This is a genomic window from Rhodococcus shunpengi (assembly GCF_048381395.1).
Taxonomy (GTDB): domain Bacteria; phylum Actinomycetota; class Actinomycetes; order Mycobacteriales; family Mycobacteriaceae; genus Rhodococcus.
Map to the genome: position 1 here is coordinate 326,786 of NZ_JBLWIU010000032.1, position 14,526 is coordinate 341,311.

The following is a 14,526-nucleotide window of genomic DNA, read 5'->3' on the forward strand; positions in this document are numbered from 1 at the left end:
GAGCCGACAACTCATGACCGAGGACGCAACCCCCGGAGCTTCCTACGCCGCGGCGGGCGTGGACATCGAGGCCGGTGACCGAGCCGTCGAACTGTTCGCCCCGCATGCGAAGAGGGCCACCCGCCCGGAGGTCATGGGCGGCCTGGGTGGGTTCGCCGGTCTGTTCGCGCTCAAGGACGGATACAAGGAGCCGCTGCTCGCGGCGTCCACCGACGGTGTCGGCACCAAGCTCGCGGTGGCACAGGCGCTCGACAAGCACGACACGGTCGGTCTCGACCTCGTCGCCATGGTCGTCGACGACCTCGTGGTCTGCGGCGCCGAGCCGCTCTTCCTGCAGGACTACATCGCCGTCGGCCGCGTCGTGCCCGAGCGGGTCGCGGAGATCGTCGCCGGCATCGCCGAGGGCTGCGTCCAGGCCGGTTGCGCGCTGCTCGGTGGCGAGACCGCCGAGCACCCGGGCGTCATGGCCGCCGACGACTACGACCTGTCCGCGACCGGCGTGGGTGTCGTCGAGGCCGAGAAGCTGCTCGGACCCGACCGCGTGCGCCCCGGCGACGTCGTCATCGCGATGGGCGCCTCGGGACTGCACTCGAACGGCTACTCGCTCGCCCGCAAGGTGCTGCTCGACATCGGCAAGATGAGCCTGACGGCGCACGTCGACGAGTTCGGTCGCACCCTCGGCGAGGAGCTGCTCGAGCCCACCCGCATCTACGCCAAGGACTGCCTCGCGCTCGCCGCCGAGACCGAGGTGCGTACCTTCTGCCACGTCACCGGTGGCGGCCTCGCCGCGAACCTCGCGCGCGTGATGCCCAAGGGGCTCGTCGCCGAGCTCGACCGCACCACCTGGAGTCCGGCTCCGGTCTTCGGCCTCATCGCGCAGCGCGGACGGGTCGAGCGGGTCGAGATGGAGAAGACCTTCAACATGGGCGTCGGCATGGTGGCCATCGTGGCCCCCGAGGACGTCGACCGCGCTCTGGCGGTGCTCACCGCCCGGCACATCGACTGCTGGACGCTCGGCACGGTCCGCAAGGCACAGGACGGCGCCGACGAGCGCGCGGTGCTGCTCGGAGACCACCCGCGCTTCTGACGGGCGCGCGTCGCCCGACGCGAACACGACGAAAGGCCGGTTCCCCCAGGAAGACTGGGGGACCGGCCTTTCGGCTCACTGCCGTGTTGTGAACTCGGAAGTCACAGACTCGAAGGCTGCGGACGGTGACGAGCGCCGTCCGGCCTCGCGTCGAACGCCGACCACATCACCGACGGAGGGGGAGCCGAACGATCGGCCTCCCCCTCCGTCGGAGAGTGATTCAGGTCAGCGACGCCAGTCGTCGTCGTAGTCGTCGTCCCAACCGGAACGTTGCTCGGCGAAGACTTCGTCCCGCTGCGAGTTGGTTGCTCCGCCAGACAGCTCTCGCTGGAGGCTCTCGAAGTCGGTGGACGGCGAGCTGTACTTGAGTTGCCGTGCAACCTTGGTCTGCTTTGCCTTAGCCCGGCCGCGGCCCATGGCCAACCCCCTCGCGCTTTGACGGGGCGGCCTGGGGAAAAGTGGCGGCCCCGGTGTGTTGAGTATTTTCCTGACGCCCACTTTAGCGTGGAAACTTCGGTTGCGCCTCCACACACCCGGCTGGGCCGGTGTCCGTTACGCCTCATAACGACCCGACCTGCATGAATGCTGTTGAAATGTGATAAAGATGCCCTTCAGAACACCCCCGGGACGGCCCGGACGGTGCCGACTCGCACGCCACCGCCGAAGACCGGCGCCGACGAGAGCACCGCCAGCCGTTCGGAATCGAAGGTCGTGGCGTTCGCGGCGGCACCCGCTCCGAGGCGGTGGAGCAGGGCCGCGGTGAGCGGGAGGCGTGCCCGCTCGTGCCCGTCGTCGATCTTGAAGGCGAAGGATGTGCCGTCCGGCAGCGCACCGGCGTGGATCCCGTCGGCGCCCGCCTTGCACAGCAGGCCGCCCACCGCGCGCATGAGCTTCAGGTCGTCCTTGCCGGTGCCGGAGATCAGGAACGGATGCTCGCGCACCGCGTCGGCCACCGCGCGCTCGGGCGTGCCGGTCTCCGCCGTCGCGAGCCGCGAGTAGGCGCGGGCGAGGTTGAACAGGGGGACGGGCACGATCGGCAGGCCGCAACCGTCGATGCCGAGATCGGTGTCCTCGATGTCGCCGGTCAGCTCGAGGATGGTCTCGGTCACCAGTTGCTGCAGGGGGTGCCCCGCGTCGGTGTAGCCGTCGGTGTCCCAGCCGTTCGCCGCGCACGCCGCGAGCATCGCCGCGTGCTTGCCCGAGCAGTTCATGTAGATCGACCGCGGCGTGCGTCCGGCGGCGAGCACCTCGGCGCGGGCGAGTTCGTTGCCGGGCAGATCCGTCGGGCAGCGCAGGTCCTTCTCGGTGAAACCGGCACCGGACAGGACCCGCTCGACGGCCTCCACGTGGTCGGCCTCACCTTCGTGCGAGGCCGTGGCGATCGCGAGTTCGGCGGAGTCGCGGGGGACGAAGCCGGCGCGCAGCAGCGCGACCGCCTGCATCGGCTTGTTCGACGACCGCGGATAGATCGGCGTGTGCACCTCGCCCAGCGAGACGAGGACCTCGCCGTCCGGGTCCAGGACGATCAGCGAGCCGCGGTGGACGCACTCCCGGAAGCCCGAGCGCACCACCTCGACCAGTTCGACGCTCAACGGCTCTCTCCCTTCCGTGCCCGCCCCTCCTGTGTTCGCCCGACGAGGCGGCGGGCCTTGTCGGCGACGCCGGGAGCGATGTCGGCCTGCTGCTCGAGCATCGCGGCGACCCGCTCGTGGCCCTGCCCGGTGAACAGATCGCGCACCGTGGCCCCGTGGGAGGGGACGTGCTCGACGACGATGCGGTCACCGGCAGCCACCGGTCCCTCGGAGATCACCTTCAGGTACGCGCCGCAGTCGCCGCGAGCGACGAACCGGGTGGCCCAGTCGTCCTCCTCCGAACGGATCGCGAAGGTGCGGCAGGGGGTGCGGGGGCCGGTCACCTCGAGGAGCAGACCGCCGTCGCCGACGCGCCACCGCTCGCCGATGACGGCGTCGGTGGGGGAGAACCCGGAGACGTGCAGATTCTCGCCGAACCAGCCGATGGGCAACTCCCGGTCGAGTTCGGCGCCCCAGCGGCGCGACTCGTCCTGCGAGAAGGCGTAGACGGCCTTGTGGACGCCACCGTGGTTGGCGGTGTCGCACTGGCGGTCGCCGGTCAGGCCGAGCTCGCCGACGTGCACCGGCCCGTCGACGGGACGCTTGTCGATCGCGGTGACGGGATTACGCCGCAGTCCGGTCTCGTGCAGCGTGTGCACGACGCAGACCGCTGCGACGGTCCCCGAGGTCGCCGGCCGCGTGCCGGCCGTCTCGGCGGTCACCGGCCGCGCAATCGATCGACCGCCGCCCTTCCTGCCTGGATGCCGTCGTCGGGAGGGATGGAGTCGGGGTCGATGGACGCCGCGCACGGTCCTGCGACGAGGGCCGTGTCGGGCGTGATGGTGCGCTTGACGAGTGCGAGCGCGATCGGCCCGAGCTCGTGATGGTCGACGATCGTGCCGATGCGTCCGACCGCGCGACCTCCGGCGGTGATGTCGTCGCCCGTCTCGGGTCGTCCGTCGGCCGAGCCGTCGAGATGGAGCAGGACGAGATGTCGCGGGGGCTTGCCGAGGTTGTGGACCCGCGCGACGGTCTCCTGGCCGCGGTAGCAGCCCTTGTCGAGGTGGACGGCGCCGTGTTGCTCGGGTCCGCCGATCCAGCGGGCCTCGTGGGGGATGGTGCGCTCGTCGGTGTCGACACCGATCCGGGGACGGACCGCTTCGACGCGCAGGGCCTCGAACGCCCAGCTGCCGGCCGGACGCGTGCCGGCGTCCCGCAGGGCGGTGAAGAGCGCGGTGAGCGACTCGCGCGGCACCAGGAGGTCGAAGGAGTGCTCGGTGGGCCACGGCATGCGGCGGACGAAGCCACCGGCGGGCAGGGCGACGGCGGCATAGGACTCGGCCGGCAGCGCGTCGATCCCGAGCGCGGCGAGCACGGCGGGGCTGCCGGCGTCCGGCCCGAGGAGGCTCAGGACCGCGAGTTCGTTGCCGTCGCGGGGTTCGGCCTTCGCCCAGAACACCATCTTCTTCAGGAAGGCGAGCAGGTCGGGGCCGCGGTCGGCCTCGGTGTCGATCCACGTCACGCCGTCGAGATCGGTCTGCACGAAGTGGTGTTCGACGCGGCCGTTCGCGTCGAGGCTCAGGTTCTCGGCGGAGGTGCCGTTCGGGAGCGACGCGATGTGCTGGCTGGAGATGGTGTGCAGCCAGCTCAGGCGTTCGTCGCCCGGGATGGCGATGACGAAACGGGTGGAACGGTCGACCACGGCGGCCGAAGTGGCGGCGGCACGTTGCTCGCCGAGCGGGTCGCCGTAATGCCAGGGGAGTCCGGCATCGGGCCCGCCGGAAGGCGAGGCGACTGCGCCGGGAAGTGCGAGAAGGGCGCTTTCGGACACGATCGGAGACTCGGTCACGACACCAGTCTATGGGGAACCGGCCGACAGGTCTGCCAGTGGCTAGGCTGAGCGCCATGGCTGAGCGGGTGCTGGTGACGCTGGACGGCGAGGTGAGGGATGCGGACGCACCCCTTCTGCACGCCGACGATTTCGGTGTTCTTCGTGGCGACGGGGTGTTCGAGACGTTGCTCGTGCGAGGCGGCCGGGCGCGTGCGCTCGAACTGCATCTCGCCCGTCTCGCGGCGTCCGCGGCCGCCGCACAGTTGCCCGAACCCGACCGCGACGACTGGCGGCTCGCCGTCGACGTGGCACTCGAGCAGTGGGGCGCCGAGCAGGAAGGCGTCCTGCGCCTGGTCTACACGCGTGGTCGTGAGGGCGCCGACACGCCGACGGCCTTCCTGCTGGTGACGCCGGTGGCCGAGCGCGTCGGCATCGCGCGGCGCGACGGGGTGTCCGTGGTGACCCTCGAGCGGGGTTACTCGACCGATCTGGCACAGAAGGCGCCGTGGCAGCTCCTCGGCGCCAAGACGCTGTCGTATGCGACGAACATGGCGGCACTGCGGCACGCCGAGTCGGTCGGCGCCGACGACGTGATCTTCGTCAGCGCCGAGGGTTACGTGCTCGAGGGTCCGCGGTCGACGGTGCTCGTCGCGCGCGGCCGCACGCTGCTCACACCGCCGCCGGAGCAGGGGATCCTCCCCGGCACCACGCAGCAGGCGCTGTTCGACCTGGCCGGTGAGCGGGATTTCACGGTCCGGTACGAGCCGCTGCGCCCGGCGGACCTCGTCGTCGCCGACGGTGTCTGGTTGATCTCGAGCGTGGCCCTCGCGGTGCGGGTGCACACGCTCAACGGGTACGCGCTGATCTCGCGGGTCCAGGAGGGCGAGATCGAAAGCCTCGTGAACGAGGCGGTCGACACCGCCGGGTGAGGGAGGCGATCGACACCGCCGGGTGAGCACCGGCGGGGTGTGCCCCCGCGGGTGATCCGTATCCGATGTGACATGAGTCCGATGTGTCGGGCGACACGAACGTGTTCCACTTCGCGCAATCGCTACTACATTCGGTAGTAGCAAGGCCGGAGCAGTGCTGCCGGCGTGACTTTGCGAACGAGAACCGCAGCGTCGGCCCCGCTTCGGATTTCCGTATCGACCCGGGCCTCACCTCGGAGTGGCAATGGATGTCTTGGATCTGTCCCGGTGGCAGTTCGGGATCACGACGGTGTATCACTTCATCCTCGTGCCGTTGACGATCGGCCTCGCGCCGCTCGTCGCGATCATGCAGACGATGTGGGTGGTCACCGGTAAGGACCACTGGTACCGCCTCACGAAGTTCTTCGGGAAGATGTTCCTGATCAACTTCGCGCTCGGTGTCGCGACCGGCATCGTGCAGGAATTCCAGTTCGGCATGAACTGGAGCGAGTACTCCCGCTTCGTCGGCGACGTCTTCGGCGCACCCCTCGCCCTCGAAGGCCTCGTCGCCTTCTTCATGGAGTCGACCTTCCTCGGCCTGTGGATCTTCGGCTGGACGCGCCTGCCGAAACTCGTTCACCTCGCGACCATCTGGCTCGTCGCGATCGGCGTGAACGCCTCCGCCTTCTTCATCATCGCGGCGAACTCGTTCATGCAGCATCCCGTCGGCGCCACCTACAACCCCGAAACCGGACGCGCCGAGCTGACGAGCATCTGGGCACTGCTCACCAACAACACCGCGCTCGCGGCCTTCCCCCATGCGGTCGCCGGCGGGTTCCTCACCGCCGCAACCTTCGTCGCCGGCATCGGTGGCTGGTGGATGGTCCGCAACATGCGACGCGCCGCCGAGATCCGCACCTCCGAACCCGAGGAGGCCCAGCGACTCGAGGACGACGCGCGCGGCCTGTTCCGCCCCGCGACCCGCCTCGGCCTGATGGTCATGATCATCTCGGGCATCGGGTTGTTCGTCACCGGCGACGTCCAGGCCAAGCTCATGTTCGAGCAGCAGCCGATGAAGATGGCCTCGGCCGAATCGCTGTGCCACACCGAGACCGACCCCAACTTCTCGATCCTCACGATCGGCACGCACAACGACTGCGACGGCGTCATCCACGTCCTCGACGTGCCCTTCGTGTTGCCCTTCCTCGCGGAGGGCGAGTTCAGCGGCGTGACCCTGCAGGGTGTCGAGGACCTGCAGGCGCAGTACGAACAGGAATTCGGCCCCGGCAACTACAAGCCCAACCTGTTCGTCACCTACTGGTCGTTCCGCGCGATGATCGGCCTCGCCGCCGGTTCCGCGGCGCTGGCCCTGGCCGGGCTGTGGGTCACCCGCGGCGGCCGGGTGCCCGACCAGAAGTGGTTCTCGACGCTGTCGCTCGTCGCGATCCCCACGCCCTTCCTCGCCAACAGTGCGGGCTGGATCTTCACCGAGATGGGCCGGCAGCCCTGGGTGGTGCATCCGAACCCCACGGGTGTGGACATGATCCGGCTCACCGTCGACCAGGGTGTCTCCGACCACGCGGCCGGAACGGTGCTCACCTCGCTCATCGCGTTCACCCTCGTGTACGCGGCGCTCGGTGTGGTGTGGTTCTGGCTCATCCGCAAGTACGCGATGGAAGGCCCGCAGGAGCACGACGCGCAGCCGCCGGGCTCGAACGACGACACCGACGACACGCAGCCGAAACAGCTGTCCTTCGCGTACTAGGAGTGGGCGGACATGGGACTTCAGGAAATCTGGTTCATCCTCATCGCAGTACTGTTCACCGGCTACTTCGTCCTCGAGGGGTTCGACTTCGGTGTCGGCATGCACTTCCCGGTGCTCGGCCGCGGTAGGAGCGTCGAGGCCGACACCCGGCGCCGGGTGCTGCTCAACACGATCGGTCCGGTCTGGGACGGCAACGAGGTCTGGCTCATCACCGCGGGCGGTGCGCTGTTCGCGGCGTTCCCCGAGTGGTACGCGACCCTCTTCTCCGGCTTCTACCTCCCGCTGCTGCTGATCCTGCTCGCCCTGATCGTGCGGGTGTGCGCCATCGAATGGCGCGGCAAGGTCGACGACCCGACCTGGCGTCGCCGCTGCGACTGGGGGATCATCCTCGGCTCGTGGGTGCCCGCCGTGCTGTGGGGTGTGGCGTTCGCGAACATCGTGCGCGGCGTGGCGATCGACGCCGACAAGCAGTACGTCGGCGGGTTCTTCGACCTGCTGAACCCGTACGCCCTGCTCGGCGGTGCGACGACCGCGCTGGTCTTCGCGCTGCACGGCGCGGTCTTCATCGCGCTCAAGACCGAGGGGCAGGTCCGGACCGACGCCGTGGCGATGTCGCGGAAGCTGGCCGTGCCCGCCGTCCTCGTTGCCGGTGCGTTCGTGGTGTGGACCCAGCTCGCCTACGGCAAGGGCTGGACGATCGCACTCGTCGCGGTGGCGGGAGTCTCCCTGCTCGCGGTGGTCGCACTGACCGCCGCCGCGCGTGAGGGCTGGGCGTTCGTGTTCACCACCGTCGCGATCGCCGCGACCTCCGTGCTGCTGTTCGCGTCGCTGTTCCCGAACGTCATGCCGTCGACGCTCGACCCGTCCTGGTCGCTGACGATCGAGAACGCGTCGTCGAGCCCGTACACACTGAAGGTCATGACGTGGGCCGCAGCGTTCATGACCCCGGTCGTCCTCGCCTACCAGGGCTGGACGTACTGGGTGTTCCGTCAGCGTCTGTCGACCGACCACATCCCGCACTCGATCGGTCTGAAGATCGGCTCGAAATGAGCATGACGCAGTCCGCCGCCCCCGCCGACGCGCCCGCGCGCCGGCGGGGTCCGGTGGACCCGCGGTTGTGGCGCTACTCGGCCGCGGCCCGCGGATATCTCGTCCTGACGGTGGTCACCTCGGTGATCGACGTCGTGATGGTGGTCGTCACCGCGCTCATGATCGGCCGGGTCCTCGCGGGCGTCATCACCACCGACGCCCGGTCCGTCGGCGACTGGACGACCGAACTGGCGATCCTCGCGGCGGCGATCGTCGTGCGGGTCGCGGTGACGTGGCTGCAGTCGCGGTACGCCCACCGGTCCGCGACCCGCGTGGTCGCCGAACTCGAACACGAGGTCCTCGATTCCGCGGCGAACCTGCCTCCGCGCGAACTCGACCCGCGGCGCGACGAGATCGCGGTGGTCCTCACCCGCGGACTCGACGGACTGAAGGAATACCTCACCGGCTATCTGCCGGCGCTGCTGCTGGCCGTGATCCTCACCCCGGTGACGATCGTCGTGATCGCCCTGCACGACCTCACCTCGGCGATCATCGTGGTGATCACCCTGCCGCTGATCCCGATCTTCATGATCCTCATCGGCCTGCTCACCAAGGGCAAGGCCGACCGCACCCTGCGTGCGATGACGACACTGTCGTCGCAACTGCTCGACCTGCTCGCGGGTCTTCCCACGCTGCGTGCCCTCGGTCGCGAGAAGGGGCCCGCCGATCGCGTGCGCGAACTCGGTGACGAGCACCGCGCGACCACGATGTCGGCCCTGCGCGTGGCGTTCCTGTCCGGCACGGTTCTCGAATTCCTCGCGACGCTGTCCGTCGCCCTCGTCGCCGTGAGCATCGGCATGCGACTCGTCTACGGATCGATGCCCCTCGAGGCCGGCATCATCGCGTTGATCCTCGCGCCCGAGGCCTACCTCCCGCTGCGCACCGTCGGCAACAAGTTCCACGCCGCCGAAGACGGGATGGCGGCGGCCGACAAGGCGTTCGCCGTGCTCGACTCGCGGCCGGATGCCGCCTCCTCTCGCCGCGCCTCCTCGCGTCGCACCTCCACGGACACGACCGGCACCGACCGGGTCGCGAGCTGCGAGATCGTCTTCGACGGCGTCTCCGTGCCCGGCCGCGACGGCTGCGCCCCGCATCGACTCGACGCGATCTGCTGTCCCGGCACGATCACCGCGTTCACCGGTGCCAACGGTGCCGGTAAGTCCACCGCCCTGCTGGCGCTGCTCGGACTCGCCGAGCCGAGCGAGGGGACCGTCACCGTCGACGGCCGGCCCGTCGCGGGCGACGAGAACTGGTGGTCGCAGGTGGCGTGGCTTCCGCAGCGGCCGGTGCTGCTGCCCGGCACCCTCGCCGACAATCTGCGACTCACCGGTGTCGACCCCGAGACCACCGACCTCGACGACGTCTGCGCGGCCACCGGGTTCGACAGCGTGCTCGCCGAACTCCCGGACGGCTGGGAGACCGTCGTGGGGGTGGGCGGCACGGGCCTGTCGCTCGGTCAACGTCAGCGACTGGCGCTCACCCGCACCCTCGCCTCCCCACGCCCGGTCCTGCTGCTCGACGAACCCACCGCCCACCTCGACGAGGACACCGAGGCCACCGTGCTCGACACGCTGCGCGGTCTCGCCGCGGCCGGCCGCACGGTGGTGGTCGTCGCGCATCGTCCCACCCTGCTCGCCATCGCGGACGAGGTCGTCACCGTCCACGGGGAGGGATCCCGATGAAGGACCTGCGCCGGGCGATGGCCCTGCTCGAACTCGAACCGCGCCGGGTGCTGCTCGCCGTCCTCGCCGGTGTCGCGACCCTGGGCAGCGCGCTGCTGCTCGCCGGTCTCTCGGCGTGGCTGATCGTGCGCGCGTGGCAGATGCCGCCCGTCCTGGACCTGACCGTCGCGGTCGTCGCGGTGCGGGCGCTGGGCATCTCCCGCGGATTGTTCCGCTACTTCGAACGTCTCGCGACGCACGAGACCGCTCTGCGCGGCACCACCTCGGCGCGGGCGAATCTCTACCGGCGACTCGCGGACGGCGATCCGGCCGCCGCCCTGGGTCTCGGTCGCGGCGACCTGCTCGCCCGCACCGGAGCCGACATCGACGCCCTCGGTGACGTCGTGGTGCGCGCACTCGTGCCCATCGCGGTCGCCGCGGTGCTCTCCCTCGCGGCGGTCGTCACCGTCACCGTCATCGCTCCCGCCGCCGGCGTGGTGCTCGCAGTGGCGCTGCTCGTCGCCGGCGTGCTCGCGCCGTGGCTGTCGGCTCGCGCCGCCGCCCGCGCGGACGCGGATGCGAACGCCACGCGGACCCGCTTCACCGAGGACGCGGTCACGGTGCTGGACCACGCGGCGGAACTGCGGGTCGCGGGACGGCTCGACCCGCTCGCGCGACGGGCCCGCGCCGCGAACATCGCCTCCGTCCGGGCCACCGACCGCTCGGCGGTCCCCGCGGCGTTCGCCGACGCGGCCGCGCCCCTCGCGGTCGGCGTGAGTGTGCTCGGTGCCCTCCTCGTCGGTATCGCCGTCTTCGGCTCCGGTCCGGCGGCCATGAGCCCGACGACACTCGGCATCCTCGTCCTGCTGCCGCTGTCGGCGTTCGAGGCCACCGCCGTCCTCCCGGCAGCCGCGCAGACCCTCAACCGCGCACGCCTGGCGGCCGGTCGCATCACGGAGATGCTCGACCGTGCCGACAGGACGGTTCCGCGCGGCACCGAGCCGGCCGACGGACCCGGCCGGCTCCGTACGGTGGGCGTGCAAGGCGGATGGCCCGGCGGACCGTCCACCGAACCGGTCGACCTCGACCTGCGGCCGGGTGCTCGCGTCGCGATCGTGGGCGGCAGCGGCAGCGGCAAGACCACCGTGCTCATGACGCTCGCGGGTCTGCTCGCCCCACGCGGGGGTGAGGTGACACTCGACGGTGTCGACCTCGCGGACGTCGACCCCGCGGCCCTGCGCCGGAAGATCGGTTTCTTCGCGGAGGACGCCCACCTGTTCGACACGTCGATCCTCGAGAACCTGCGTGTCGCGCGGGGCGACGTGGACGAGGACGAGGCACTGGCCGCCCTTTGGGCCGTGGGGCTGGGGGAGTGGGTGGACGGACTGTCACAAGGCGTCCACACCGTCCTGGGAGCCGGGGCCCGCACCGTCTCCGGTGGGCAGCGCCGACGCCTCCTGCTGGCCCGGGCACTGCTGTCGCCCGCACAGGTCCTGCTGCTCGACGAACCCACGGAGCATCTCGACGACGAGAGCGCCGACCTGCTGCAGCGACTCCTCCTGGACCGCGACGCACACCTGGTCGGCCCCGAGCGCACCGTCGTGGTGGTCACCCACCGCCTGCCCGCGGATACCACCGCCGACCTGGTCGTTCGCGTCGAGAAAAATGCGTTGCCCGCCTCGTGAACGAAGCGTAGTTTCGCTGGTACACGAGGAAGGAGGTGGTCTGGAAGTGATTGATATTCGGACGCGTGAGGTGGCTACCCGCTAGCTGCTTGCCGACGACGGAATTCACCGACCGCGCGCGGCTGGCGAATCCCAGGTAGTCACCCGGCCCCCGAGCTCCCGATCCGTCCGATCGGGACCGCCGACCCACGGAGCGATCCGTCCGGCGGTGCGGCTCGGGGGCTGTTCGCATTTCGGGCAAGATCGGCGTTTCGGGTGTGCAAGTTCGTCCGTTTTGGGTACACCGGTTTGGTGCCGATACTCCAAAAAGCTCACGATTCGTTAAGATTGCGCACGTCACCGGGGGTTTTCTTCTCGTCCGCGTTCATCGCACTGCTCTTCGTCGTCGTGACGATCCTGTTCACCGACGGCGTCGATTCGATCTTCAGCACCGCATCGAACTGGATCATGACGAACCTCGGATGGTTCTACATCCTCGGTGTCACGACCTTCCTGCTCTTCCTCGTCGGAATCGCCTTCACCCATTACGGCCGGGTCCGGCTCGGGGGCGACGACGAACGGCCCGAGCACTCGACCCTGGCGTGGTTCTCCATGCTGTTCGCGGCCGGCATCGGCTCGATCCTCATGTTCTGGGGCGTCGCCGAACCGATCTCCCATTTCGCGAACCCACCCCAGCAGGACGTCGAACCGCAGTCCGTGCAGGCCGCCGAAGAGGCCATGGGCTTCGCGCTCTACCACTTCGGACTGCACACCTGGGCCATCTTCGCGCTTCCCGGTCTGGGCTTCGGGTACTTCATCTACAAGCGGCACCTGCCGCCGCGCGTCAGCTCGATCTTCGCGCCGCTGCTCGGAGGCCGCATCTACGGCCCGATCGGCAAGACCATCGACGTCGTCGCGATCCTCGGAACGGTCTTCGGTGTCGCGACCTCGGTCGGCCTGGGCACCCTGCAGATCAACGCCGGCCTCGCGCAGCTGTTCGACATCCAGGAATCGGGTTTCACTCAGATCGCGCTCATCGCGATCGTGACGGTGATGGCCGGCATCTCGGTCGCCCTCGGTCTCGACAAGGGCATCAAACGCCTGTCGAACATCAACATCGGCATGGCCGTCATGCTGCTGATCTTCGTCGTCGTCACCGGACCGAGCCTGTTCCTGCTCAAGGGCATGATCGAGTCCGCCGGCATCTACGCCGAGGCGCTGCCGCGTCTGGCGTTCTGGAACGACACCTTCGCCGACTCCGGCTGGCAGAACACCTGGACGGTCTTCTACTGGGCGTGGACCATCACGTGGTCGCCCTTCGTCGGTATCTTCATCGCCCGCATCTCGCGAGGCCGGACCATCCGTGAGTTCGTCGGCGGTGTCCTCGGCCTGCCCGTGCTGTTCTCGGTGATCTGGTTCAGCATCTTCGGCATGGGCTCGTTCCACATCGAACTCGAGGGCGAGGGTGGACTCGTCGAACGGGTCGTGGACGCCGGGGACATCCCGGGCGCATTGTTCGAGTTCCTCGGCAACTTCCCGCTCACCGGCCTGGTGTCCGGCATCGCGATCATCCTGGTGGTGATCTTCTTCGTCACCTCGGTGGACTCCACGTCGATGGTGCTCGACATGATGGCCGCCGGTCACGAGGAGAAGGCGCCCATCCACCAGCGCTTGTTCTGGGCGGTGCTCATGGGCCTGGTCGCAGCGACCATGCTCGTCGCGACCGGTAAGGACGGGCTCGACGCCCTTCAGCAGGTCATCACCGTCGTGGGTCTGCCGTTCTTCGTGATGGGCTTCATCATGATGTACAGCCTGGTGCGCGGTATCCGCGAGGACCTGGGCGAGCGGCCGGAGCCGATCACCCGGCAGTGGCCCGAGGTGCGATCGGCCGAGGAACTCGAGGCTGCCCAGGAACTACCGGCACCCGAGGTCGTCATCCACACGCGGGCCATCCCCGACGAGGGCGACGACGAGAACGCAGCCGAGGATGCCGAGGACGCCGGAGTCCACCGGGTCCATGCCGGCGAACCCGAGGCGCTCGGTGCACGAGGCAACGGCGCGCATGCCGAGAACAAGGACTCCATCGGCACGACGGTCGTCGAGGAGGACTGAGACAAGCGGACCGGGCCTGTTCCTCGAATGAGGAACAGGCCCGGTCCGTTCGGGTCGGTAGGAAGAGGTGCGGTCAGCCGATGTGGCGCGACAGGCGGGCGGACATCCGGGGCTTCAGCTCGCCGTCGGCGGTGACGCGCTCCTCGACGTAGGCGAGATCGCCTCCGTCGACGATGCCGTAGAGCCGCTTGGCGCCGCCGACGACCTCACCGGACTTGGTGCGGATCACGACGTCGGTCGCGAGCTCCCAGGAGGACTGGGTGAGCGCCGTGCCGTAGTACAGCTCGACGACGCCGGAGCTGTGCGTCAGCAGTAGTTCGAGCGTCTCGGGATCATCGCTGTCGGGCGCACCCGTTCCGGACACGCGCCAGAAACCGCTCTCGCGCCGATCCTCACCCACGTAGGCACCCGCGTCGTCGAGACGCCACGTGCGCGACTCCCATATCAGATACGGGCCGCCGTTGTGCGCGACGGTGATCTGCTGACCGAACGGATAGTCGCCGGTCTCGGGATCGTTGGCCTCGCCCTCACCGCGCCACACGCCGACCATCGGGAGGACGGCGAGCAGGGCAGGGCTCAGGTCGGGGCCGAGCCGCAGGTTCGCGGTGTCCTCGGCGCCCGGCAGCCCGGCCAGGACGGGGATGTTCAGCTCGGCGGTGACGCGAGCGCGCTCGGCGGCCCGGGCGATCGCCTCGTCGCCGCTACGCCGCGGGGCGTCCGATCCGTCGTTCGTCACGATCCGTCGGAGACCACGCGGTAGATGGTGTACAGCGCGAACCAGGTGATGAGGAGCGCCGCGGCGACCAGCAGGATTTCGAAGAAGATGACCACGCGGTCA

The 14,526-nt window shown here is 69.4% G+C and carries 13 protein-coding genes; 7 read left to right on the forward strand and 6 right to left on the reverse strand.

The genetic code is table 11. The features are described from left to right. Positions 1-13: 13 nt before the first annotated feature. Positions 14-1,087: a phosphoribosylformylglycinamidine cyclo-ligase gene (gene purM / locus ACNJ7K_RS19965; RefSeq protein ID WP_060651890.1), complete on the forward strand. Its 1,074-nt coding sequence runs from the start codon at positions 14-16 to the stop codon at positions 1,085-1,087. Positions 1,088-1,312: 225 nt separating this feature from the next. On the opposite strand, the gene ACNJ7K_RS19970 is transcribed toward purM, so the two are convergent. From ACNJ7K_RS19970 to ygfZ, 4 genes are all read right to left on the reverse strand, one after another. After that, the gene (locus ACNJ7K_RS19970) at positions 1,313-1,504 is read right to left on the reverse strand and encodes a DUF3073 domain-containing protein (protein WP_006551813.1); all 192 of its coding nucleotides are present in this window, start codon (positions 1,502-1,504) and stop codon (positions 1,313-1,315) included. Positions 1,505-1,698: 194 nt separating this feature from the next. Continuing rightward, positions 1,699-2,679: an asparaginase gene (locus ACNJ7K_RS19975; RefSeq protein WP_230788201.1), complete on the reverse strand. Its 981-nt coding sequence runs from the start codon at positions 2,677-2,679 to the stop codon at positions 1,699-1,701. Beyond that, complete coding sequence (locus ACNJ7K_RS19980) at positions 2,676-3,380, reverse strand: MOSC domain-containing protein (protein ID WP_487042086.1); 705 nt, start codon at positions 3,378-3,380, stop codon at positions 2,676-2,678. Before ACNJ7K_RS19980 ends, ACNJ7K_RS19975 begins: the two co-directional genes overlap by 4 nt. Beyond that, entirely contained in the window at positions 3,377-4,507 is a 1,131-nt protein-coding gene (ygfZ, locus tag ACNJ7K_RS19985) for a CAF17-like 4Fe-4S cluster assembly/insertion protein YgfZ (RefSeq protein ID WP_487042087.1), read from the reverse strand. The genes ACNJ7K_RS19980 and ygfZ overlap by 4 nt, the downstream gene beginning before the upstream one ends. Positions 4,508-4,563: 56 nt before the next feature. Here ygfZ and ACNJ7K_RS19990 point away from each other — a divergent pair, with 56 nt between their 5' ends. The 5 genes from ACNJ7K_RS19990 to cydC all read left to right on the forward strand — a co-directional run bounded on the left by ACNJ7K_RS19990 (position 4,564) and on the right by cydC (position 11,597). After that, positions 4,564-5,418, forward strand: coding sequence for an aminodeoxychorismate lyase (locus ACNJ7K_RS19990; RefSeq protein WP_487042088.1), 855 nt, complete (start codon positions 4,564-4,566; stop codon positions 5,416-5,418). A gap of 244 nt (positions 5,419-5,662) precedes the next feature. Next, positions 5,663-7,162, forward strand: coding sequence for a cytochrome ubiquinol oxidase subunit I (locus ACNJ7K_RS19995; RefSeq protein WP_455408104.1), 1,500 nt, complete (start codon positions 5,663-5,665; stop codon positions 7,160-7,162). Positions 7,163-7,174: 12 nt separating this feature from the next. Next, positions 7,175-8,212, forward strand: a complete 1,038-nt coding sequence (gene cydB, locus ACNJ7K_RS20000) for a cytochrome d ubiquinol oxidase subunit II (RefSeq protein ID WP_487042089.1) — start codon at positions 7,175-7,177, stop codon at positions 8,210-8,212. Further along, the gene (cydD, locus tag ACNJ7K_RS20005; RefSeq protein WP_174246933.1) at positions 8,209-9,933 is read left to right on the forward strand and encodes a thiol reductant ABC exporter subunit CydD; all 1,725 of its coding nucleotides are present in this window, start codon (positions 8,209-8,211) and stop codon (positions 9,931-9,933) included. Before cydB ends, cydD begins: the two co-directional genes overlap by 4 nt. Then, positions 9,930-11,597, forward strand: a complete 1,668-nt coding sequence (gene cydC, locus ACNJ7K_RS20010; protein ID WP_120281469.1) for a thiol reductant ABC exporter subunit CydC — start codon at positions 9,930-9,932, stop codon at positions 11,595-11,597. Before cydD ends, cydC begins: the two co-directional genes overlap by 4 nt. A gap of 311 nt (positions 11,598-11,908) precedes the next feature. On the opposite strand, the gene ACNJ7K_RS20015 is transcribed toward cydC, so the two are convergent. Continuing rightward, positions 11,909-12,046 carry a hypothetical protein gene (locus ACNJ7K_RS20015; RefSeq protein ID WP_230788607.1) on the reverse strand — a complete coding sequence of 46 codons (138 nt, stop codon included), beginning with the start codon at positions 12,044-12,046 and terminating at the stop codon, positions 11,909-11,911. Here ACNJ7K_RS20015 and ACNJ7K_RS20020 point away from each other — a divergent pair. Then, positions 11,985-13,688, forward strand: coding sequence for a BCCT family transporter (locus ACNJ7K_RS20020; protein WP_487042094.1), 1,704 nt, complete (start codon positions 11,985-11,987; stop codon positions 13,686-13,688). The two genes, ACNJ7K_RS20015 and ACNJ7K_RS20020, sit on opposite strands and share 62 nt — an antisense overlap. Positions 13,689-13,761: 73 nt before the next feature. On the opposite strand, the gene ACNJ7K_RS20025 is transcribed toward ACNJ7K_RS20020, so the two are convergent. Continuing rightward, positions 13,762-14,424, reverse strand: coding sequence for a heme-binding beta-barrel domain-containing protein (locus ACNJ7K_RS20025; protein WP_039587665.1), 663 nt, complete (start codon positions 14,422-14,424; stop codon positions 13,762-13,764). Positions 14,425-14,526 lie beyond the last annotated feature (102 nt).

Coding starts and splice junctions, on each gene's coding strand:
- ACNJ7K_RS19990 (WP_487042088.1), top strand. CDS start 4,564: ATGGCTGAGCGGGTGCTGGTGACGCTGGACGGCGAGGTGAGGGATGCG.
- ACNJ7K_RS19970 (WP_006551813.1), bottom strand. CDS start 1,504: ATGGGCCGCGGCCGGGCTAAGGCAAAGCAGACCAAGGTTGCACGGCAA.
- cydB (WP_487042089.1), top strand. CDS start 7,175: ATGGGACTTCAGGAAATCTGGTTCATCCTCATCGCAGTACTGTTCACC.
- ACNJ7K_RS20015 (WP_230788607.1), bottom strand. CDS start 12,046: ATGATCCAGTTCGATGCGGTGCTGAAGATCGAATCGACGCCGTCGGTG.
- cydC (WP_120281469.1), top strand. CDS start 9,930: ATGAAGGACCTGCGCCGGGCGATGGCCCTGCTCGAACTCGAACCGCGC.
- ACNJ7K_RS19995 (WP_455408104.1), top strand. CDS start 5,663: ATGGATGTCTTGGATCTGTCCCGGTGGCAGTTCGGGATCACGACGGTG.
- cydD (WP_174246933.1), top strand. CDS start 8,209: ATGAGCATGACGCAGTCCGCCGCCCCCGCCGACGCGCCCGCGCGCCGG.
- purM (WP_060651890.1), top strand. CDS start 14: ATGACCGAGGACGCAACCCCCGGAGCTTCCTACGCCGCGGCGGGCGTG.